Annotated in this window: 19 protein-coding genes, 1 other RNA gene and 2 pseudogenes; 12 read left to right on the top strand and 10 right to left on the bottom strand. The window is 49.8% G+C overall.

All coding sequences use genetic code 11. The features are described 5' to 3' along the window. The 3 genes and pseudogenes from IPL71_RS17730 to IPL71_RS17720 all read right to left on the bottom strand — a co-directional run. Window positions 1-239: pseudogene (locus tag IPL71_RS17730) on the bottom strand (N-6 DNA methylase); the annotation flags it as partial. A gap of 128 nt (window positions 240-367) precedes the next feature. Continuing rightward, window positions 368-1,003, bottom strand: coding sequence for a hypothetical protein (locus IPL71_RS17725; protein ID WP_345323902.1), 636 nt, complete (start codon window positions 1,001-1,003; stop codon window positions 368-370). Window positions 1,004-1,061: 58 nt separating this feature from the next. After that, window positions 1,062-3,611 (bottom strand): annotated as a pseudogene (locus IPL71_RS17720) (DEAD/DEAH box helicase family protein). Window positions 3,612-3,776: 165 nt separating this feature from the next. Between IPL71_RS17720 and IPL71_RS17715 the strand changes: the two are divergent. Together IPL71_RS17715 and dnaE are read left to right on the top strand one after the other, a co-directional pair. After that, window positions 3,777-4,352: a PHP domain-containing protein gene (locus IPL71_RS17715; protein ID WP_345323900.1), complete on the top strand. Its 576-nt coding sequence runs from the start codon at window positions 3,777-3,779 to the stop codon at window positions 4,350-4,352. Then, window positions 4,343-6,751 (top strand): DNA polymerase III subunit alpha, encoded by a 2,409-nt coding sequence (gene dnaE / locus IPL71_RS17710; protein ID WP_345323898.1) that lies wholly within the window; start codon window positions 4,343-4,345, stop codon window positions 6,749-6,751. Before IPL71_RS17715 ends, dnaE begins: the two co-directional genes overlap by 10 nt. A gap of 80 nt (window positions 6,752-6,831) precedes the next feature. Here the strand turns inward: dnaE and rnpB are convergent. Beyond that, an RNA gene (gene rnpB, locus IPL71_RS17705) (RNase P RNA component class A) lies at window positions 6,832-7,270 on the bottom strand. A 342-nt stretch (window positions 7,271-7,612) separates the two neighbouring features. Between rnpB and coaE the strand changes: the two genes are divergently transcribed. The 4 genes from coaE to der are packed head-to-tail and all read left to right on the top strand — an operon-like array spanning window position 7,613 to window position 12,386. Then, entirely contained in the window at window positions 7,613-8,821 is a 1,209-nt protein-coding gene (gene coaE / locus IPL71_RS17700) for a dephospho-CoA kinase (protein ID WP_345323896.1), read from the top strand. An 18-nt stretch (window positions 8,822-8,839) separates the two neighbouring features. Then, window positions 8,840-9,811: a diadenylate cyclase CdaA gene (gene cdaA / locus IPL71_RS17695; protein ID WP_345323895.1), complete on the top strand. Its 972-nt coding sequence runs from the start codon at window positions 8,840-8,842 to the stop codon at window positions 9,809-9,811. Next, on the top strand, window positions 9,711-10,958 hold the full coding sequence (locus IPL71_RS17690; RefSeq protein ID WP_345323893.1) for a CdaR family protein: 1,248 nt from the start codon (window positions 9,711-9,713) through the stop codon (window positions 10,956-10,958). Before cdaA ends, IPL71_RS17690 begins: the two co-directional genes overlap by 101 nt. Before the next feature lie 57 nt (window positions 10,959-11,015). After that, the gene (gene der, locus IPL71_RS17685; RefSeq protein WP_345323915.1) at window positions 11,016-12,386 is read left to right on the top strand and encodes a ribosome biogenesis GTPase Der; all 1,371 of its coding nucleotides are present in this window, start codon (window positions 11,016-11,018) and stop codon (window positions 12,384-12,386) included. Here the strand turns inward: der and IPL71_RS17680 are convergent. The 6 genes from IPL71_RS17680 to IPL71_RS17655 form a co-directional block, all read right to left on the bottom strand. Further along, a complete protein-coding gene (locus IPL71_RS17680; protein ID WP_345323891.1) occupies window positions 12,383-12,946 on the bottom strand; it encodes a LysM peptidoglycan-binding domain-containing protein in 564 nt (187 codons plus the stop codon). The two genes, der and IPL71_RS17680, sit on opposite strands and share 4 nt — an antisense overlap. A gap of 35 nt (window positions 12,947-12,981) precedes the next feature. Beyond that, window positions 12,982-13,179 (bottom strand): hypothetical protein, encoded by a 198-nt coding sequence (locus IPL71_RS17675; RefSeq protein WP_345323889.1) that lies wholly within the window; start codon window positions 13,177-13,179, stop codon window positions 12,982-12,984. Next, on the bottom strand, window positions 13,179-13,388 hold the full coding sequence (locus IPL71_RS17670; RefSeq protein ID WP_345323887.1) for a hypothetical protein: 210 nt from the start codon (window positions 13,386-13,388) through the stop codon (window positions 13,179-13,181). Before IPL71_RS17670 ends, IPL71_RS17675 begins: the two co-directional genes overlap by 1 nt. Window positions 13,389-13,392: 4 nt before the next feature. Then, the gene (locus IPL71_RS17665) at window positions 13,393-13,974 is read right to left on the bottom strand and encodes a TolB family protein (RefSeq protein WP_345323886.1); all 582 of its coding nucleotides are present in this window, start codon (window positions 13,972-13,974) and stop codon (window positions 13,393-13,395) included. Then, window positions 13,922-14,353: a TolB family protein gene (locus IPL71_RS17660; protein WP_345323885.1), complete on the bottom strand. Its 432-nt coding sequence runs from the start codon at window positions 14,351-14,353 to the stop codon at window positions 13,922-13,924. Before IPL71_RS17660 ends, IPL71_RS17665 begins: the two co-directional genes overlap by 53 nt. A gap of 240 nt (window positions 14,354-14,593) precedes the next feature. Then, a complete protein-coding gene (locus tag IPL71_RS17655) occupies window positions 14,594-16,720 on the bottom strand; it encodes an NBR1-Ig-like domain-containing protein (RefSeq protein WP_345323883.1) in 2,127 nt (708 codons plus the stop codon). Window positions 16,721-16,984: 264 nt separating this feature from the next. On the opposite strand from IPL71_RS17655, the gene dinB reads away from it, so the two are divergent. From dinB to IPL71_RS17625, 6 genes are all read left to right on the top strand, one after another. Further along, window positions 16,985-18,151 carry a DNA polymerase IV gene (gene dinB / locus IPL71_RS17650; RefSeq protein ID WP_345323881.1) on the top strand — a complete coding sequence of 389 codons (1,167 nt, stop codon included), beginning with the start codon at window positions 16,985-16,987 and terminating at the stop codon, window positions 18,149-18,151. Between the two features lie 85 nt (window positions 18,152-18,236). Continuing rightward, entirely contained in the window at window positions 18,237-19,340 is a 1,104-nt protein-coding gene (locus IPL71_RS17645; protein ID WP_345323879.1) for a helix-turn-helix transcriptional regulator, read from the top strand. Further along, window positions 19,256-19,753, top strand: coding sequence for a DinB family protein (locus IPL71_RS17640; RefSeq protein WP_345323877.1), 498 nt, complete (start codon window positions 19,256-19,258; stop codon window positions 19,751-19,753). The genes IPL71_RS17645 and IPL71_RS17640 overlap by 85 nt, the downstream gene beginning before the upstream one ends. A gap of 117 nt (window positions 19,754-19,870) precedes the next feature. Beyond that, entirely contained in the window at window positions 19,871-20,905 is a 1,035-nt protein-coding gene (locus tag IPL71_RS17635; protein WP_345323875.1) for a GyrI-like domain-containing protein, read from the top strand. After that, the gene (locus IPL71_RS17630) at window positions 20,905-21,660 is read left to right on the top strand and encodes a zinc dependent phospholipase C family protein (protein WP_345323873.1); all 756 of its coding nucleotides are present in this window, start codon (window positions 20,905-20,907) and stop codon (window positions 21,658-21,660) included. The genes IPL71_RS17635 and IPL71_RS17630 overlap by 1 nt, the downstream gene beginning before the upstream one ends. A gap of 66 nt (window positions 21,661-21,726) precedes the next feature. Continuing rightward, complete coding sequence (locus IPL71_RS17625) at window positions 21,727-21,930, top strand: PspC domain-containing protein (RefSeq protein ID WP_345323871.1); 204 nt, start codon at window positions 21,727-21,729, stop codon at window positions 21,928-21,930. Window positions 21,931-21,954 lie beyond the last annotated feature (24 nt).

The raw sequence follows: 21,954 nt of genomic DNA, 5'->3' as shown, positions 1-21,954 counted from the left end.
AACATTTCCACGCCGCCCAAACGCGGGTCGAAGATATTGCCCCAGCCATACTTCTTAAACTCACCCTTGAAGAAACTCGCCTTCCCGCCCATCTCGATCGATTGCCTGTCCATGTCATCCATGAACTTATAGATCAAGGCAATCGTAATCTGCTCCACCTGGCTCTTCGGGTCGGGCACTTTGCCCACGAGAATATCGCGGGCAGAGTCAATACGGCGTTTTGTTTCGGAATCTAACAAGATGTATCTCCTTGATACTATACAGACCCTAAGGGTTTTGAAAACCCTTAGGGTCTTATTTTATTATATAAATTTACCAAGACCCTAAAGGTCTTAAAGACCTTTAGGGTCTATATTTTATATTTATTTTAATCGTAATCATCACCCGCGAACCACTTGCTTTGCGCTTGAGCATCCATTCCTGGTGCAGGTTCAGGTATTCCTGCTTTGTCCCAAAACCAATCCAATACCTCAGTCCGCTGTAAAAAGGTGGATTCTTCAGAGACAAGAATATCATAAGAAGAGTGTTTCCAATCACGAAAATCCTTCACAAATCCATGCTTTTGCGGATTCTGATGTATATAAGCGATCACATTCCAAAACTGACGGTCAGAGGTCACAGGCACGCGCCCGAATGGATGTTGAAATAAACTGCCTACCCGATTGTATGCCTTGTTAATAGACTTGGCATAGGCGTTGAAAAAGTCGGAGAATTTTTTACTTGGATAACCGGTAATAGTAGTAGAGTCCCTAAGGGTCTCAGAGACCCTTAGGGACTTGGAGATTAAGGTTATTTCCTCTTCCGATCTTGTCTTCACCAAAACATGAAAATGATTTTTCAAAAGGCAATAGGCGAACGTCTCTGCCACAGGCTGGATGTGCTTTTCATACAACTTGAGGAAGTATTCATAATTCCGTTCTTCAACAAAAATATTCTCGCGGTTTACACCGCGATTATAAATATGGTAATACGTGTCACAAAGAAGAGGTGAAGGGCTGGTCATGTTATTCCAAGTTTCAGACCCTAAGGGTTTTAAAAACCCTTAGGGTCTTGTTAAATAATTAAGTAAATTGATTGAACGACACGTAATCTTTTACATACTCAACGATCTTGTTTCGTAATTCTATCGTCAATTTTCTCAAAGACTCGCCCCCCGCATGACTTCCCATAATATAGGCAAAGTTACCATCATCCACTTGCATTCTGAAATCGGGGTCAAGCACATAGGTTCTGAAGAAATTCTTCGCGGGCGCAAATTGCTTTTCATCCGGCATAAAACGACTGTCGAATTTATCAAATTCTTCATCCAGCATTTCGTCTCTGGTCTTGAAATAAGACTTCAAACCAAAGATCACTTCCACGATCTCACGCAGAGATACGCGGCGGTCAATATTCAAAGACTTGCGCAGTTTCTCAAGGTTAAAGAACTCTTCCGGCTTGTCAAAGACATTTTCTTCGATATGTTTGATGATGGCTTCCATATCTCCGGCTTCCGCCTTTTCAACGGCAAAATTATCCTGTTTGATCTGATCTTCAAACTTCTGAAAGTACATCCTGTCCACGCGCATGCCTTCGGGGCCAATGGCAGTTTCCCGAATGGCATTGATCGCATCAGCGCGGTTGCTTTCATAGGCTTCATAAGTAACACCTGTACCACCGCCGGTATCAGGTCCGCTGGCACCTGTGCCGCTCTTGAGTTTCGGCAGATGCAGTTTTTCGTTATAGTTAAAATCTTCTTCAAAGTATTCACAATTGGCAAAGAAATCAAACAGCTTGAATTGCTCTTTCTGTTTTGAGCCAACATTCTTTTTCCATGCCGGGTCAGTAATTTGCTCACTGAATTCATGCTTGCGTGTGCCGCGTCCTTTGATCTGAATAAAATCAGTAGGCGAAAACACCGGACGCATGAGAGCCAGGTTGAGAATATCAGGGCAGTCATAACCAGTGGTCATCATGCCCACCGTCACCGCTACCCGCGCCTTGCTGGTCTTGTAACTCTCAATGAAATTAGCCGATCCGCCCAGGTTGTTATTTGAGAAGTTAAGCGAGAACTGCTGTGCATCCTGAATCCTGCCGAGGTGATTTGAATCGCAAAGTCAGATTGATATTTGCCGGGATACATCTTATCTGCGATTTCATTCAAGAGCCTGCGTGATTTTCGCCGCGTGTTTCTGGCTTACGCAAAACACAATCCCTTTACCGATCTCCCCGCTGATCGGGTCAAGCAGGGCATTTTGTAAATATGTCTCACAAAAGACGCGGTTGGTATCATCAGAGAAGAAGGTCTTCTCAAAATCTTTTCGGACGAAGGTCTGCTCGTCCACTTTATTTTCTTCGCCTTCTTCGGCTTCCTCATTGGTTACAGGCACAACATATCCTGTATCCGCCAGCATTTGGGCAGTGATCTCAGTCCGCGCATCCACGACCACCGGATTAATTAAATGCCCTTCCTTGACGCCATCCAACAGTGAATAACGATAAGTGGGAATCCCATTTTCACAGCCAAAGGTCTTGTAGGTATCCATCAAAATACGCCGCTCCCATTCACGCGGATTATTTTGATTTGCAACATCAACATTCTTCAAGTAATCTTTGGGTGTGGCGGTCAGGCCGAGTTTATAGCCGATGAAATACTCAAATACAGCGCGGCTATTCCCGCCAATACTGCGGTGCGCTTCGTCTGAAATCACCAGATCAAAATCATCGGGCGCAAAGAGTCTCTTGTAACGGTTCTTTGATGTAAAAGTCTGCACTGTGGAAACAACAATTTCAGCCTTGCGCCAGTCATCGCGGTTTTCTTTATAGACCACAGTTTGATAATCATTCTTTAGATAATTCACAAAGGCTTTCTTTGCCTGATCTTCGAGTTCGAGCCTGTCCACCAAAAATAGCACCCGCCTTGCATTGCCTGAACGCAGGAATAACTTAATCACAGCCGCAGAGACCAGTGTCTTCCCCGTCCCTGTTGCCATTTCAAACAGAAAGCGATCCCTGCCCTTCTTTACATGTTCCTGAATGGAATGAATTGCTTTGAGCTGATAATCGCGTAGAAAGCGCAATCCATTATTCTGCACAAATTGCGCCCGCGCCACTTCTGAAATCCACGAGGGGTCGGTCTTGTAATCGGGCTTTTGCGTTGAAACAATATAGTCCCTATCCACAACCTCCCGAATAAGCGCCGTCGGGTTTGGGATAAACTCCGAATATCCCTCCACTGATTCAGGAGAAGGGAATTTTGTAATGGCACGCGGGTTGCCTTGTTGGGTATCCCAGAAATAATGTGAATTGCCATTGGATAAAATAATAAAGCGGCAGTGCTGTGATAAAGCATACTTGCGCGCCTGTTCCTTTCCCGCCAGCGCGTGCTTATCTTCCGCTTTTGCTTCAAGAATAATAAAAGGAAACCCTTTTTTATCAAGCAAAAGAAAATCAACAAAGCCGTTCTTGCTCGTCTCAAAATTTTCGCCAAGCGTGTTGATCTGGCTCTCGGTAATTTTGATGTTGTTCTCAAGGACAATATTTGCCCTGCCGTTGGCATCATCAAAAAACTTCCAGCCCGCTTCTTTCAGCATTTCATTAATTTTGATTCTTGCTTTGGCTTCTTTGCTCATAAAATTTCCTCAGCAGGGCATTCCCCGCTCACTGCGTCCAAGTATACCCGACAGATTTTCACATGCAAGTAGTTGCAACTCCAGCTTATCCATGACTCACATTATTAAATAATCTCTGTGTCTTATTCTTTCACAACCCGCCCAAACCGTTGTAAAATAGAACAAATGTACATTCACCTCACAGCGCACTCCGCATACTCCTTGCAGGAAGGGCTGCTCTCCCCCGCTGACCTGGTCCACGCGGCGCAGACGCATCACATGCCCGCCCTCGGACTCACCGACCATCACCTGTTGACGGGCACAGTTGAATTTGTCACCGCTTGCAAAGAGGCCGGCATTCAACCCATCCTCGGGCTGGAGATTGATCTCGAACATGGTCCGCTGAATGTACTGGCAATGAATATCGAAGGCTGGTCGAATCTGTGCAGGCTGAGCAGTGCCATTGCCTTGCAGAATGAAAGCAAAACGGTCTGCTCGCTTGAAATGCTCGCTTTATATTCGCAAGACCTGCTTGCTCTTAGCAGCCATTCCCTCGAAGAACTACAGCCCATCTTTCCAGATCATTTATATGTTGCTCTGCAAAACCAGGTCAACGCATTTAATCTTTCAAAACTTGCCCGCAGTCTCTCACTTCCCACAGTCGTTACCCATCCCATTTATTATCTAACCCCGAACAGGCCGGATTACAACACACGTTATCTGCGATCCGCCTCAACCAACCCGTTCAACAATTGCTGCTGAGTGCCGCCGCACCTGCCGGATCATATTTCACCAGTCCACAGGAGATGGAAGTCCGCTTTCAGGAATTTCCAGAAGCCCTGGCCGCCACTGTCGAAATTGCAGAGCGCTGCCGCTTCGACCTTCCGCTGGGTCAGCCCAACATGCCTACTGTTCCCCTGCCCGACGGAGTCTCGGCCTCACAACATCTTCAGCAAAAAGCATTTGCAGGTGCGCAAAATTTATATGGCGAGATCACACCTGAAATTCAGTCCCGTCTTGATCACGAGCTGGGAGTCATTGCCCGCATGGGATTTGAGCCGATCTTCCTGATTGTCGAAGAAGTATTGGATTATGCCCGCAAGACGGGCGTCCCATTTTCTTCAAGAGGTTCCGCCGCTTCGTCTTTGGTAGCGCATTGTTTGGGAATCACCAGTCCCGACCCATTGCGGCTCAATCTATACTTTGAACGGTTTCTAAATCCCGCGCGACTCACTCCACCTGATATTGATACCGACCTATGTTCCCGCAGACGTGATGCCGTCATTCAACATGTCTTCGATACCTATGGCGCAGACCGTGTGGCGATGGTCGGCACCATCAATCGCTTTCGTCCGCGCTCGGCATTGAGCGATGTTGCCAAGGCGCATGGAATTGAATTATCCAAAGTGCGCGAGATGGTCAATCAATTGCCGTATTCATTCTGGGCAAAATTTGAAGATGGCGAAGACCCCGCATCTCCCTTCGCTGACCTGCGCCTGTCTCATCCGCAATATCAACACATCTTCGATGAAGCCGAAGCCATTCTCAAACTACCGCGTCATCTCTCCGTCCACGCCGGCGGATTGATCGTCGCCCCGTCCGCGCTGACCGATCTTGTGCGGGTCATGCGCTCGGGCAGCAAAGGCATCATCATCACACAGCTTGATCTGGATTCAGTCGAAGCCCTGGGATTGGTAAAGATCGACCTGCTCGGCATCCGCGGATTAACTGTCCTCGGTGATGTGGCAGAATACATCACCGAAAATAATTCTGAAAAATATATCAATCTGGTTTCGGCGCTTGAAGATATTCCATCCAGCGATGAACCAACTGCGCAGCGTGTGGAAACCGGCCAGACCATTGGCTGTTTCAATATTGAAAGCCCCGGAATGCGCTCCACACTCAAAGAAATCCACGCCCGCAGCGAAGATGACATTATGGCGGCGCTGGCTTTGTATCGCCCCGGTCCACTCACTGGCGGGCTGAAAGATGCCTTCGTCCGGCGCTTCAAAGGCGAAGAAAAAGTCAATCACTTGCATTCATCGCTGGCACCATTATTAGATGAAACCTTCGGCGTGATTCTGTATCAGGAACAGGTCTTGAGAATCGCGCATGAACTGGCGGGCTTCAGTCTGGCAGAAGCTGATCTCTTGCGCAGAGCAATGAGTCACTTTGACCCCGGCAAACGTATGCAGGAACTACAAAAGAAATTTGTGGGCGAAGCACAAAGCAAGAGCGGTGTTCCATCTGCAGTTGGTGAAAGAGTCTGGGAAATGATGGCGGCTTTCGCGGGCTATGGTTTTCCAAAAGCGCACGCCGCGTCTTATGCAAGAATCGCATGGCGCTCGGCCTGGTGTAAAACTTATTTTCCGGCGCAGTTCATGGCCGGCGTGCTCGCCAATTGGGGCGGCTATTACAGTCAGCGTGTGTATCTCAGCGAAGCGCGGCGCATGGGTCTTTCCGTCCGACCGCCGCATGTCAATTGGGCAGGTACCAACTTTCAGGTTAAGAATGAAGCGCTTTATATGGGGCTGGATCAAGTCAAGGATTTAACACGTCGCACCATCGAGCGCATCATCCAACTGGCCCCTTTCCATTCACTGGATGAATTTCTTTCGCGTGTCGACCCACGTCCGCAGGAAGCGATCAGCCTGGCGCGCACGAGCTGCCTCGAAAGTTTTGGAACGATCCCATCTATTTTAAGAAGATTAGAAAACGGCTGGCAGGCCGGGCAGATGAATTTATTTGGCTGGGATGACAACGGGGATGATTGGACTCTGCAGCAAAAGATGGATGCGCAGCTGGAATTGCTCGGTGTGAGTTTGGAAGCGCATCCGCTCGAACTGGTAGCTGATCAAGTCTCGAAAAGCAGTTCCATCCCGATCGTGGATGCCGCCGGCAAACTCGGCCAGCGTGTGACCATCGCCGGCATCCGTCAAACGTCACACCGCAGCCGCACCGCCAAAGGTGACTCGATGTTGTTTCTCACCATCGAAGACCTAACCGGCACACTCGATGCCATCGCCTTCCCTGATGTGTATCGCGTTGCGAAAAATATTCTGAGTTCCAATTCACCCATGTTCTTAACCGGCCTGATGGAAATGGACACCTCCCGCGGCGAGCCGTATTTAAGAGTTGAGAAAGTTGCACAGGTGAAGTGATCTGGCTCTGCAAACGATCAGTACAAAACAAATAGTGCATCAATACCTTATGGCATGGATGCACTATTTATAAACAAAGTACCTCAGGCTGGTCTGTAAGCCGCATTCTGTCCAGCGGATTGCTCCGCTTGTGCAGTCATCTCTCTGGGCCGCGCGTCGCCGCGCTGCTCGATGCAGCCTACCCGAGGCTGGCCTTTCCCACAAGAGGGAAAGGCACATGCGGAGACGAGCAGTCTCCCATCGTCCACAGACGATTTCGCCTCTGCTTGGCCTTGCTCCCGGCGGGGGTTACCTGGCCGTCTGCATTACGGCAAACGCCGGTGGTCTCTTACACCACCTTTTCACCATCACCTCTCACCCAAAAGGATGGAAAGGCTGTTTGTTTCTGTGGCCCTTTTCCGGCAGATTCACGCCTCTCGGCGGTTTCTCCGCCCCGGGTGCTATCCGACGCCGTGCTCTATGGAGTGCGGACTTTCCTCGATCCCGACAACGCAGGACCGCGACTGCCCAACCAGCCTGAGTGAATGCATGATACACGCTGCACAAGGTAGAGTCAACCTTGCCTTATCCCGCCACCAAACCCCATGGTTATTCCAAGTCGCTTGACGTGTCTTAATTTCTATGGAGTATTTTGAATGCGCACGCCACATCTTCCCGATGTACTTTTGGGAGTGCAGGTGTTTATCGAATGAACGAATTTTGCGAATTTAAAAAGGTTTTCGTGATTCGCCTGTTCGATTCGCGTTAACTTTCCGACCTTGGAACAGCCAAGCACCAAACCCGGTAAAAGGTGGACAATTCAAGAAAAGACATTAAAATAGAAGAAGCATAAATTTATTCATTAAACAACGAGGAAACACTGTGAGTAATTGGCCCGGCAAATTCGTGATCGGCCTCACTGGCAATATTGCCACGGGGAAAAGCGTGGTACGCCGTATGTTTGAGCATCTCGGTGCATACACAATAGACGCAGATGCGCTCACCCATCGCGCGTATGCAAAGGGAGCGCCGGGCTATCAACAGGTGGTTGATAAATTTGGAAAATGGCTTATCAATAAAGATGGAGAGATCGACCGCAGCAAACTCGGCAATCTTGTTTTCAGCGACTCGGAAGCCATGGGCGAACTGGAAGCCATTGTCCACCCATTGGTGCGGCAGGCATCAGAAATGCTCATCAAACGCGCCACCCAGCGCGTGATCGTGATCGAAGCCATCAAACTGCTCGAAGGCGACCTGCGCAAAATTTGCGATTCGATCTGGGTCACCAACGCTCCTGAAGTGATACAGGTTGAAAGACTCATCCGCAAACGCGGATTAACCCGCGATCGCGCACTGGAAAGAATTCACATGCAATCCGCGCAGAGCGCAAAAGTGGCGCTGGCAAATATTGTCATCACGAATACCGGTTCCTATGATGATCTATGGAAACAGGTCAACGCAGCATGGAAAGAGATCGTCCCGGGCGCCAGCGGTCCCGATACAGAATCACAGATCAAAATAAAACCGGCAGCCACCAGCGGTGAATTTTCAGTACGACGCGGCAAACCCAAAAACTCCGCAGATATTGCCGAACTCATCACACGCTTGAGCAAGGGCAAACGCAAAATGACCGCCGACAATGTAATGGAAGCCTTCGGCGAAAAAGCCTACATGCTGCTGCAACTGGATGGAAAAATTGTCGGCCTCGCGGGCTGGCAGGTGGAAAATCTGGTTGCGCGTACAAGTGATATTTTTCTTGAAGAAACCATCAACCCGCAAAAAGCGCTTGAAACTTTAATCAACGAAGTGGAACGCGCCTCGGGTGAATTACAAAGCGAAGCATCGCTAATCTTCCCCATGAACGATCTCGCCGCGCAGGAAGAGCTTTGGAAAAGACTCGGTTACGAAAAACGCACACCCGAAACGCTCGGCGTGCAAGCCTGGCAGGATGCCGCCGCCGAATCCTTATCCGCAGAAAGCGCCCTCTTCTTTAAAACAGTTACGCCAGGATCGTGTCTTGCGTCCAATTTAGGAATAGGGAGTAGGTATCAGGTAATTAGGTTTGCCTCGTTCCTGATTACCCAACCCTGAACCCTAAACCCCTAAACAGTGACAGAATTCCTCAACAACCTCTTTTTCATATTTCAACGCATCAGTTGGCTAAGCCTATTTGATATTCTGCTTGTCACACTGATATTTTTTGGCTTGCTATATTCCCTGCGCGACACACAGGCCATGGCATTGCTGCGTGGAATGATCCTGATCGTGGTGGGCATCATCCTGCTCACCAGCCTGGTGGAACTTCCTGCATTCTCATGGCTGGCGCGGAATGCCCTCCCCGCACTCCTGCTTGCCATTCCCGTCATCTTCGCCCCCGAGATCAGGCGGACACTGGAACGGCTCGGTCGCGCCGGGACCGTTTGGCCTGTTACCATTAAATCGGCTGATCTGCCGCTGGAGCAGACCATCCGGGCTGTGGTCAGCGCGGCGGCAAGGTTATCGGCCCGCCAGCATGGAGCGTTGATCATCCTGCAGCGTTTGGATAATCTCGAAGAATATATCCAGACCGGTGTGCAGATGAATGCGCGGGTCACCCCTGAAATTCTGCTGCAGATCTTTTATCCGAACACACCCTTGCACGATGGCGGCGTAATTATCGTCGGGCCGCGAGTTGCCGCAGCGGCTTGCGTCATGCCGCTTTCAGCCAGTGGAATTTTGAACCGTACTCCCGAACGTCAAATGGGATTGCGCCACCGTGCCGCACTGGGTACCTCCGAAGCCAGCGATGCGATCACACTAGTTGTCTCAGAGGAAACCGGCGCCATTTCCATCGCGCATGCTGGTAGAATGTTACGCCGGCTTGACCCGGATCGTTTGGAAAATATTCTGATCGCTTTTTTCCGCCCGCATGGTGACACACACAAAATAATCCATTGGAAAGATTTTTCCCCGGTTTATTTCCCAAAAAAGAAGATAAATAATGTTTCGTTGGATATCAGAAAATTACCGTACCTTCCTCTGGGCCTTTGCATTATCAATTGCTGTTTGGGTCGCGGCAGTCACATCCGCCGACCCGGATGAAACGCGTCTGCTTGAGGCTCCTGTGCCGGTACAGATCATTGGGCAGGACCCGAGCCTCGTCATCAACAGCGACATTCCCAAAGAAGTGGAAGTAACCCTGCGCGCGCCGCGCTCGGTTTGGAATTTGATCGATGCCGACCCGCAGATCGTGCAAGCCATTTTGGATATTTCAGGCTTAAGTTCCGGTGAACATAGCATCGAAGTCCAAATACAGATCGATGCGCGCCCGATACAGATCGTATCCGTTGGGCCGGGGACGATCACGTTCATACTCGAGACTTTAGCCACACAAACTCTCAGCGTGGATCTAAGTCTGGCAGGAGAACCTGCTGTTGGGTATCAGGTAGGAGAAACAAGCCTGGAGCCAGTGGAAATTGTGGTGGCGGGCGCCCAGTCTCAGGTCCAGAAGGTGGCGCGGGCTCGTGTCTCCGTAGACCTAAGCGGAATCCGTCAAAACTATGATCAAACGCTGCCGATCGAAGTCCTCGATGAAAAAGGACAACTGGTGGAAGGCATCACCGTTTCACCTGAAACGATCCATGTTTCGATGCCGGTCAGTCAGCAGGGCGGCTATCGTGATGTGGCGATCAAGGTCATCACAACTGGGCGTGTTGCCAGCGGGTACCGCCTGACAGATATTTCTGTGTTTCCTCCGGTGGTGACTGTTTTTGCTGGTGACCCGCAGCTTGTGAGCGAACTGCCGGGTGTTTTGGAAACACAAGCGCTTGATCTGCAAAATGCGCAGGAAGATATCAACACGCGCATTGCTTTGAATTTACCGGAAGGGATTTCAATTGTCGGGGAGCAGACGGTATTGATCCAGGTTGGTGTTTCACCAATTGAAAGCAGTATTACACTTGCCAGCGAGAAAGTGGAGATTACCGGCCTCGGCACAGGGTTAAGCGCTCAGGTTCTGCCCCTGAATGTGGATGTGATCCTCTCCGGCCCGCTGCCCCTGCTGGATACGCTCACTCGTCAGGGAATCCGCGTGACCGTGGACCTGACCGGTCTGCTGCCGGGCACACATCAGGTTGTTCCGAAAGTGGAAGTATTAATCTCGGATATTGTTGTAGAATCAATATTACCGAATACAATAGAGGTTGTGATCTCTCTTAACGGCGTGCCTACTATTACGCCGACGCCTTAGTTATTGCAAGAGGCGCTTTAATTCTTAATCTTATGTAAGTTTGGAAAGCAGTAAATTATTATGAAACCAATCGTAGCCCTTGTCGGCCGACCGAATGTCGGTAAATCAGCACTTTTCAATCGTCTTGCAGGTGAACGCCTAGCCATTGTGGATGATACCCCCGGCACAACCCGTGACCGTTTATTTGGCGTTTCAGAGTGGAATGGCCGTTCCTTCAACATTGTCGACACCGGCGGTATTGACCCGACCCACGGCGGAAAGACTCCGCTCTCGATCGGTTCTGCAGATTTCATTGATGATATTCGCAAGCAGGCGCAGGTTGCCATTCATGAATCTGATGCGATCCTTTTTGTGAATGACGGTGAATCAGGTATTACCGCGCCAGATCGTGAAGTGGCTGAGATTCTGCGCCGCTCACAAAAGAAACAACCTGACGGTACTTTCTGGCCGCCGATCTTTGTGGTGGTCAATAAATGTGAATCAAAGGAACGCCGCGATCAGGCTTCTGAATTTTACGAGTTGGGATTAGGCGATCCCTACCCCATCTCTGCCTTGCACGGCACAAGCACAGGTGACATTCTCGATGCGCTTGTGGCTTCCTTCCCTGTGCAGGAAGAGGAAGAGGAAGATGACAGTATCAAGATCGCACTGGTCGGGAAACCGAATGCGGGCAAGTCAAGCCTGCTCAATAAGTTGACCGGCGAAGAACGGGTGATCGTCAGCCCGATCGCGGGCACAACCCGCGATTCAATTGACAGCAAAATGGAATTTGACGGTCTGTCTGTAACCTTGATCGACACGGCAGGCATTCGCCGCCGCGGTAAGATCGATCATGGCGTGGAACAATATAGCGTACTGCGCGCTTTCAAATCCATCGAACGCGCAGATGTGGCGCTGTTGATGATCGATGCGACAACGGGCATCACATCACAGGATGCGCACATCGCGGGCTTCGTGCTCGATGAGTGGAAGTCTTGTGTGGTTTTGGTCAACAAGTGGGATGCCATCGAAAAAAATAATGAAACGATGGAAGAATACACAACCAGAATTCAACGCGAGTTGAACTTTATGTCTTATGTGCCGATCCTCTTTATTTCGGCCAAGACCGGTCAGCGCGTGGATCAGGTATTGCCAATGGCGTTGCGTGTTCAGGAAGAACGCCTCGCGCGTTTGACCACATCCACCATCAATCAGATCATTCACAAGGCGCAGGATGCACATCCGCACCCAGGTCATGCTGGCCGTGCGCTCAAGATGTTCTACGGCACGCAAGTCCGCTCTGACCCGCCGACTTTCCTGATCTATGTCAACGAGCCGAAGTTAATGCATTTCTCGTATATTCGTTATCTTGAGAATCAGATCCGCGCTGAGTATGGATTTTTAGGGACGCCGATCCGCATTGTGACGAAGGGGCGACGGGAAGATTAGGGGAAGTAAATGAGTAAAAAGTAAAGAAGTAAGAAGTAAAAAAATATACTGGTAATGAGTAAGCGCAACTGGGTTTGACCCAGTTGCGCTTTTTTTTTTTTATTCGTTGTTTTTAGATCGGTTTTCGTTTGGTCATTGCGGTGAAGAGTCCGCCGAGGAAGAGAGCGGCAATGGCAATGCCGACGATGCCAGGGTGTTGTTTCGCTTTTCCTGTTCGGTGTATTCGCGCAGGCCAGCGGGTGGAAGTTGGTGCGGGTCACTGTCAGCGTGGGGAATGTTGAGGGCGATGAATCAGGTGTCCCGTTGAGAGATGCGGGGGCGGCGGGTTGCGGAGCATTTTTCAAGATCAATAAATGTTCACCAGGCCGGACCGTTGTGTCGGTTAATCCATTTAATTCCTGAATTTTTTTAATGGTTGTGCCGTATGCAATTGCGATGCTCCATAGGGTTTGACCGTATTTGACATCGTGATATACGCTGCCATCTGCAAGCGGAGTGTTAACCGTAACTGCATACATGCCCTGTGGAAGCAATCCGTTTTTTGCGGCTTCGGTAGCCATGCTTGAATACGCGGCCTGGGTTTGTGGAATGCCGGTCAGGATGGCGAGGGCTTCGGTTTGCGGCTGCCCGCTTTTGGTTTGCAGGGCGGTTTCGACCCCATCTCGGGAGAAAACGCAATGCCCACGCCAATACTCGATAAATTGAAAGCTGGTGTTGCTGTGTTCGTCGCCTCAGCCACATGTCCCTCGCGGCCTGAGGCGATTCCATCTGCTTCCTGTTGACCGACTTGCATTAATACGGGATGCGCACCCAGCGGCGTAAGGCCATGCGCGAATTATTCACCGCATTGATAATATACGCATGAGTCGGAGGTCCGCTGATGGGTGTGGAAGTTGCGGGCGGCGGCGTGACAGTTGGAGTTTCATCCTGCGCCGAGACTTGATTCACAGAGAACAGAGCCAAAAGAAGCGCAGACGCTGCGAGCCATAAAAAATGTTTCACGAGATTACGGCCTCCATGAAGGCGCGTACCAATCAAAATCAGTAGACAGGCCCGGCGCTTGCAGCATCTTCATTTCGCGTGTGGCAAGATTTACAACGAACAAGTGTCCGCCTGAGACGGATGTTGTTTCTTCAACAAGTAAATATTTTCCATTGGGTGAAAAGATCAAACGTCCAATGGTTGTGCCTTTATAGACTGATGTCAGATTGCCGCCTTTACGATCCACAATATAAACTTCGGCGCTGGGCGAGCTGTTGACAAAGCTGCTGTAATAGTTGAATGCGATCCATTGACTATCAGGCGACCAAACGATGGGATATAAACTTCCGCCTGAAAAATTTGCGAGGGCCACGGCATTTGCGCCGTCAGGTTCCATTACTTTTAAAATATGATTCTGGCTGTTGTAATCATATTCATCATAGGCCAGCAGACTTGCATCCGGCGCGGCGATGAATTGCGATTTGGTCAACAGCGTTTCAAACATCGGGCGGGCATATCCGTCGCTGGCGCGCACGAGATAGATCAGGCCTTCGTTACCGGGCAGCGCCGAACGCATGATGATATTTTCTGTATACCAGCCGTCCATGATGTATGGGCGGCCTTCGAGGGGCAGGCCGGCGGAGATGCTTTAATTCAGAGCCATCACGATGCACAACATACACATCTTCACTGCCGAGTCCGTCCTGGGTGCGGAAGGCGATCCACGTGCCATCGGGTGACCAGAAGGGCGGGTCGATGTATGGAAATTCCGCGAGCGAAGTCCACGTGTTGGATGCGGTATCGAACAGCCACATTTTTGTCGGCGTGCCGTTGGCGTTATCAGAATAGGAGAACGCGGCGTGCTGTCCATTGGGCGCCCAGCTTAATGCATTGATCGTAAAGTTAAACGCAAACGGGACGTTCACGATCTGCATCGGCGGACATTGTGCCGGATTCGAGATACACGCGCCTGAAACTTTTGCCAATTGGATGGACGCTCCGGCCTGCCTCGGTTGCAGGAAGAAGTACAACTCCCCTCCCGCTTCTTCACTGAACGTTGTGCCTGATTCTGTTCATTCATTCCCAGCGGAGCAGGCTGTCAGAAAGATGGAAATTAAAAAAATAATTCGTTTCATTAAGTCTCCTTTTCGCAAAAAGGACGCGTATAAAAATAAAAAGTTCCCGCTGCCTTTCGACAACGGGAACTTTTTTGATTGCTGACTTGTTTACGGTGTTGCAGTTGCCGTGGCAGTTTCTGTTGCGGTGGCGGTTGCGGTTGCTGTGGATGGATCAACCGTGGACGTGGCAGTTACTGTCGGGCCGGTGGTAGCTGTGACCGTTGCCGAAACCGTGGCAGGCACCGGTGTGGCGCTTGGCACGGTACCAGAGGATGCCGCGTTGTAAATGATGGGCGCGACCCAAAGTGCGCGATCACCGGCAGCGGTGCCAGTGGCATTTACAGTGAGGACAAATTTAATATCCTGACCAGCCAATGCAGAAAGATCAATGTCGGCGGAGTAATACTGGCCTTCATATCTTTCAACGAAAGCCCAGAAGGTTTGAATGGTGGAACTGCCGCTGACAACATAATCCAAACGGAAGACAACATAGCAGGATGTGGCGCCATTTTCACAATTGACAATCGTGCGGAATTTATCGCCGCTCTTCACTTTGTAAACCGGGTAATAGCCTTGAATGTATCCGTTGTTGATGTTCTGCGGAAAGGCCAGTAAACCGGGGCGGCTATCGCTGACTCCGTTTTCCAGTTTGGAAGGATTGGTGATCAACACAAATCCTTTTGCATCGCCTTCAGTTCCGGGGCATGGCAGTTGACCTGCTCCGCTGAACCAGGTGGCCGCGCAGACGTTGGCAACAAAATCATAGTTGGTGCCGGCGATCGGAGTTGCAGGAGTCACAGGCGTGCCGGGGGTGACGGTCACCACTGGGGTAACGGCCGTGCCAGCCACTTTGATCTCAACCCAGAAGGATTTTGTTCCGGCTGAGCCAATACCAAACGGAACGCCGCTGGCATTCTTAAGTTTCCAATAGCCGCGGAATGTTCCACCGGTGGCGGGAGCAGTCAGGCTAATGGTAATGTCTACGGTCTGGCCGGGAGCCACAGAAGTTGGGATCACCGCAGAATCAGGCCCACCCATCTTTTCGCCTGAGTCAAAGATCAGGCTGTAATTTGTCCATGTGCAGGTGCCCACGTTCTTTAAGCGCCAGGTCTTGCTGAAGGCGGCATTCGGCTGGAAACTGGTTCCATCGGGTACGGTGACATCAGAAACAAATTGCGCACGATCACAAGTGGACGGTACAGGAGTTGCAGATTTCGTTGGTGTAACTGTGGCGGGTGTGCCAGTGACAGTAGGATTGGGTGTGTTGGTAGCAACCGTTCCGCCAGCACGTGCAATCACCGGATTAACCCACAAAGCGCGGTCGCCGGTTGGAGAACCATAAGCAGAAATCACAAGGATAAACTTCACATCCTGACCTGCTAATGAACTCAGGTCAAGATTGACGTTGTAGCTCAAGCCTTCATATTTCTCGCGGAAGGTCCAGAAAGTCTTGACCGCATTGGAACCGATCTGATAATCAAGGCGGTACGTGACATAACAATTGGTCGCGCCATATTCGCATCCGATCGTAGACTGGAAGCGGTCACCGCTCTGTACTTTGAAAGCGGGATAGCTCGCCTGAATATAACCATTGCTGACATTGTTCGGAACAAAGAGCAAACCAGCCTGCGCGGATTCGATTCCGTTTTCAAGTTTGGGTTTATCAAGTTTCAAGGCAAAGCCATTGGCATTGCCATCTGCGCCGGGGAAGGTCAACGCGCCCGCGCCGCCTGACCATGCAGCAGAAGCAGCATTGGCTGTAAAGTCATAGCCGGTGCCGGAGGACGAAGTGACATTGATCTCAACCCAAAAAGATTTGTTCGCGGTTGTACCAATACCAAATACGCCGCCCGTGGCGCTCTTGAATTTGTAGTAACCGAAATAATGACCAGCCGCACTCGGCGCGGTCATATCCACGGTAATATCCACGGTCTGGCCGGGGTTGACAGTGGTCGGCAAGGCAGATGAAGCAGGCGCGCCCATCTTCTCACCGCTGTCAAAGATCAAGGAGACATCGGTGCTGCTCCAGGCGCAGGTACCAATATTCTTTAATCGCCAGGTTTTCTTAAAGGCAGTACCCGGAGCATAATTTGTACCGTCAGGAACGGTTACATCGGCGATGAATTGCGCCCAATAGCATGTCGCAGCCTGTGCAGATTGCGTGGCTGATGGCACGAGTGAGAGCATCAAAGCCAGTAAAAGTAGTGCTGTTGCAAATTTTGTTACGAATTTCATTTCTTCCTCCGTCTAATCAAATGCTAAATAATGACGTTAAATAAAATCGAAAAGTTCCCTTTGACTATACGCCGTCTCTAGTATAACTTTTCTTAAGCGATTGTTCAATATATTAACAGGGCAATTTCATGACCTTTTTGTCCCATATAAAATCGACGCTATAGAGTCTTTGGAGTCAGACAGCTTGCTGTCTGAGTGATTAACTTGAAACCATCAGCAAGCTGATGATAGACTCCACAATAAACTCCAGACTATAATTCACTCATGCCACGCACCATCCTTCATTTAGATCTTGATGCCTTCTTCTGTTCAGTGGAAGAAACGCAAAACCCCGAATTACGCGGCAAGCCTTTCGCTGTGGGCGGGAAGCCCAACGAACGCGGTGTGGTCGCATCGTGTTCGTATGCCGCGCGCGCAGTAGGCGTCCGCAGTGCCATGCCCATGTCGCGCGCGCTGCAACTATGCAGAAACCTGATCATTGTTCCCGGACGGCATCATTTATATAGTGAAGTCTCAAAGCAAGTGATGGAAAGACTTCATCATTTGACAGGTCTGGTCGAACAGATTTCCATCGACGAAGCCTTTCTCGACATCTCAGACATGAGCGCCCCCCCAGCACGCATCGCGCTCGACCTGCAAGCGGGCATCAAAAACGAATTGCATTTACCCAGCTCGATCGGAATCGCATCCAATAAACTCGTGGCAAAAATTGCAACCGAGGTCGGCAAGAAATCAAAAAAGAAAAGCACCGAGCCGCCCTTTGGATTAACCATCGTCCCTGCAGGTGAAGAAGCAAAATTCCTCGCGCCCCTGCCCGCGGACATGCTCTGGGGTGTGGGCCCAAAAACATCAGCGCGATTAACCGAGCTTGGCATTCACACCATCGGCGATATTGCCAACTGGCCCGAAAATGAAATGGCCCGTCTCTTCGGCGAAAACGGACGCGACCTCTGGCGCCACGCACACGGCATCGATAATCGCCCCATCGTCACTGAATATGAAACCAAATCCATCAGCCAGGAAACCACATTCAATGTAGATATCCGCGATGACAAGACTCTTGAAAAGACGATCCGCGAACAGTCGAAAGAAATCGGTCGTCAGCTTCGCAAAAATGATCTTGCCGGAAAAACTGTCAAGTTAAAGATTCGCTGGCCTGATTTCACCACCATTTCAAGACAGGTCACATTGCCAACTTCAACAGACAATGATGATGAAATCCTCAAGGCCGTTCTGAAATTATTGCACAGCGTTCGCAAACCCAATCAGGCGGTGAGGCTGATCGGAGTCGGCGTCAGCGGGCTGGGTGCTCCAGTACGCCAACTCAGCTTGTGGGACGTAGGAAGCGAGAAGTCGCGTAAGTTGCAGGAAGTCGTTGACCAGTTACAGGAAAAATACGGGAGGGATGTCATCCATAAAGGTGAATCCTAAAAGCAAAAACTGAAATTTTTCTCAAAGCGGATATATGTCATAATCTGACATATATCCGCTTTATATTTATGACAGGAAGTTAACCATGTCCAACGTCGCCACACGTTTGATCACGCTCATTTTGAGTTTGCAAAACCAGCCCAATCAAAAAGCTGCAACCCTTGCAAACCGGCTCGGCATATCCGTGCGGACTTTGCACCGCTATTTTGCGATGCTCGATGAAATGGGCATTCCGATCTACGCCGAGCGCGGACCGTACGGCGGCTTCTCACTTGTGCGCGGATATAAACTTCCGCCGTTGGTCTTTTCAATTGAAGAAGCGGTTGCGATCTCACTCGGGGCGAGTCTGGTTGGAGAGATGTGGGGCCAGCCCTATTTGCAGGCGGCACAGGGCGCACTGGCAAAGATCGAAAATGTACTGCCCAATGAACAACGCAATGAAATTGACTGGGCGCGGCAATCACTGGTGGCAACCAGATTGCACCGCGCAGATATTGCAACGCTCTCCCCCATTTTGGAACAGCTTCGTCAGGCCACACGCGAACGCATTCAGATTTCGGCTGTCTATCAAGGCCTGTCAAATGAAAAGCCTGCCAAACGAAAAATAGATCCGTATGCATTGGTCTTTCGCGCAGGCTGGTGGTATCTGGTTGGGTATTGTCATCTGCGGTCTGCGCTGCGCACCTTTCGCGTGGACCGAATTCAGAAGTTAAGCATTCTGAAACAATCCTTCAACATGCCCGTGGACTTTGACATTCACAAATATCTGGAGGATGAATTCAAGAATCAGCCGGTGATCCGCGCGCGTTTGAAGTTCATCCCTGAAGCTGCAAACATCGTCCACAGCAACCGGCTCGTCTGGGAATCGATTGAGGAAAACGCTGATGGAAGTGTGATCGCGACTCTAACAGCGCCCGATCTACCCTGGCTGGCATCCACGACATTAAGTTTGGGAAATTGGGTGACCGTGCTCGAACCGCCGGAATTAAGAGGAGATGGTCCGCAAGTGGGCGCAAGCCACGGCGGATTTGTTTTGAAAAATTCGGCTGATTCGCAATCGAGTGAGGGTACGGTAGAGAATAACGAGGAACAAAGGAGAATTTTATGCCAAAACCGACTTCGAAAGATCAAATCATTGAAACTGCGCAAACAGAAAGAACAGCCCTTGAGCAATACATCGCCGGCCTGACTGATGAACAATTGAACCGCCCAAATATCGCCGGTGACTGGTCGGCTAAAGATGTGTTGGCGCATCTGATTGAATGGGAGAAAATGGTGATCAAATGGTATGAAACCGGCGTGAAGGGAAAAGTCCCTGCTGTGCCTTCTGAAGAATACAACTGGGGACAATTGCCGCAGCTTAATCACGCCATTTTTCTTAAACATCACGATCGAAGCCTGGCTGATGTTCAAAAGGATTTCAAATCGTCGCATAAGAAAATCATCAAGGTCATTCAATCCATTCCCGAAAAGGAATTATTCACCCGTGGACATTATCCCTGGACGCGCAACAACGCCCTCGCCGCATATTTTGTCTCTGCCACGAGCAGTCACTATCGCTGGGCAAGGACTCTGCTGCGTAAGGGGTTGAAGAGTGGATGAGGGGGGAAATGAGTAACGAGTAATGGAGTTCCAAACGCCAAAAACTAAACCAAGGCACAAAGACAAGTTTCTATGGGGTCCCCCCCCTCTTCCCCCAAAAAAAAAAAGGAGCTTCCCGTGAAAGTATTAGATCTCAAGAAACAATTCAAGCATCTGTATCAGCCTTCGGCGAAGAAGGTAGAGTCGATTCAAGTCCCTGAGTTTCAGTTTGCAATGATCGATGGCGCCATTGAAAAGGGATTTGCTCCCGGCACGTCCCCGCTGTTTGCTGAAGCAACTCAGGCTTTATACGGGCTTTCTTACACGCTCAAATTTATGCTTAAGAAACGCAAGACGAACGCAATTGATTATCCCGTGATGGCGCTTGAAGGCTTGTGGTGGGTGGAAGATGGATTCTTCGATATCACCATAAAGGACAATTGGTTTTATACACTGATGATCATGCAGCCGGATGTCATCACCAGTGAGATGTTCGAGGAAGCGCGTGAACAAGTCCGCAAGAAAAAAGGGGACAGTGACCTGCTCAACAAATTAAGGCTCGCCCGTTTTAACGAAGGCCTGTCCGTGCAGACCATGCACATCGGTCCTTACGCCACCGAACCCGCCACATTTGACCGTATGAAAGAATTCATGGCAGAGAACGGATTCAAAGATCGCGTCGGCCCGGCTGGCGGCAAACATCACGAGATCTATATCAGCGACCCGCGCAAATCCGCGCCCGATAAAATGAAAACAGTTCTGAGACATCCGGTTGAAGGGAGGAACCCTGAGAAGAAAAAAGAGGAAAAGAACATGAATTGTTTTTACCACCCTGAAAACCCGCCATCGGACTATTGCAAACACTGTCAGCGCGGATTGTGCCCCGAGTGCGCCGCAGTGATTGACGATGTGCTGGCCTGCCTGCACCGCCACGAAGATGATGTCCATAAACAGGAACAGCTTATCGCGCGCAATTTATTTCAATCCAAACGGGTTGCATCCGCATACACACGCAATGCCATATTTTACGGGCTGGTTGGCGCTTTGTTTTCATGGTTTGGAATCATCCAATACCGCTTCATTGGCATACAAGCTGTATTCTTTATATTGATCGGGATATTCCTGCTCTACGCCGCAAGCGCCAATTATTTTGAGGGAAGAAAACATAAATAATGGGCACATGGATCTGTCACCTGCGCATCGCGGAAAAACTTCTTCCCCACTTTCCCGAGTTGGATAAAATCCTCTTCACGTTCGGGAATCTTGCACCAGACTCAGGCATCCCCAACGAAACGTGGACAGTGTTCGACCCGCCCAAGGAAGTGACTCATTTCCTGCAAAAAGGCGAAGGCGAAGACATGATCCGCGACCTCGTGTATTACCGCGAATATCTTGCACCTCTCAACCCGCAGGATGATATTCAACTTTATAGTTTCCGCTTTGGTTATTTCACACATCTCATCTGCGACATTTTATGGATGAAATATCTGGGAACCACCACAAAAGCCGCCTTTCAGGAAATGATCGCCACAGATCCGCAGAAAGCCTGGGATAGGATCAAAGATGACTGGTATGGCCTCGACCAGCTTTACAACCGTGCCCACCCTGAAAATCTATTCTGGCAGATCATTCATAAAACACCAAGTCCACCCTCTTATTTGCCATTCGTCAATGAAAAAGCCCTGCATCAACAATACAACCATATCCGGAAATTCTATGGTGAACCAGACGCCGAATTTTTTATCGAAAGAAAGTTTCCCTATCTCAACGAATCCACCATGACACGCATTATAGAAGATACGGTCAATGCAACGCTATTGATTATTGAACAACTCAGGCAGATCAACATTCAAAAGTTTCAAAGTAGTTTTGAGATATTGCCCGCAGAACTTATCCTCCCCTACCCTATGCCACTCGGCGATCCATAGCCTGCAACTCTTTTCATTTATCTGCGTAAAACAAATAGACAAACAGAAAAATGAAAGGAGTAAAAAATGAGCGACTATAAAACCCTAACCCGAAGCAAGTCTGACCGCATGATCGCGGGCGTGTGCGCAGGTCTCGCAGATTATCTAAACATTGACCCAACCGTTGTACGTCTGTTATTCGTGCTTGGCTTCTTCCTTGCCGGCCCCGGTATTGTCATTGCCTATCTCATCATGGCAATCGTCACCCCCGAAACATCCCTACCTCAGTAACAAAAAAGCAGGTTTGAACATTTC

The organism is Candidatus Villigracilis proximus, assembly GCF_016717045.1.
Lineage (GTDB): Bacteria > Chloroflexota > Anaerolineae > Anaerolineales > Villigracilaceae > Villigracilis > Villigracilis proximus.
This window is presented reverse-complemented; position numbering and strand designations above follow the sequence as displayed.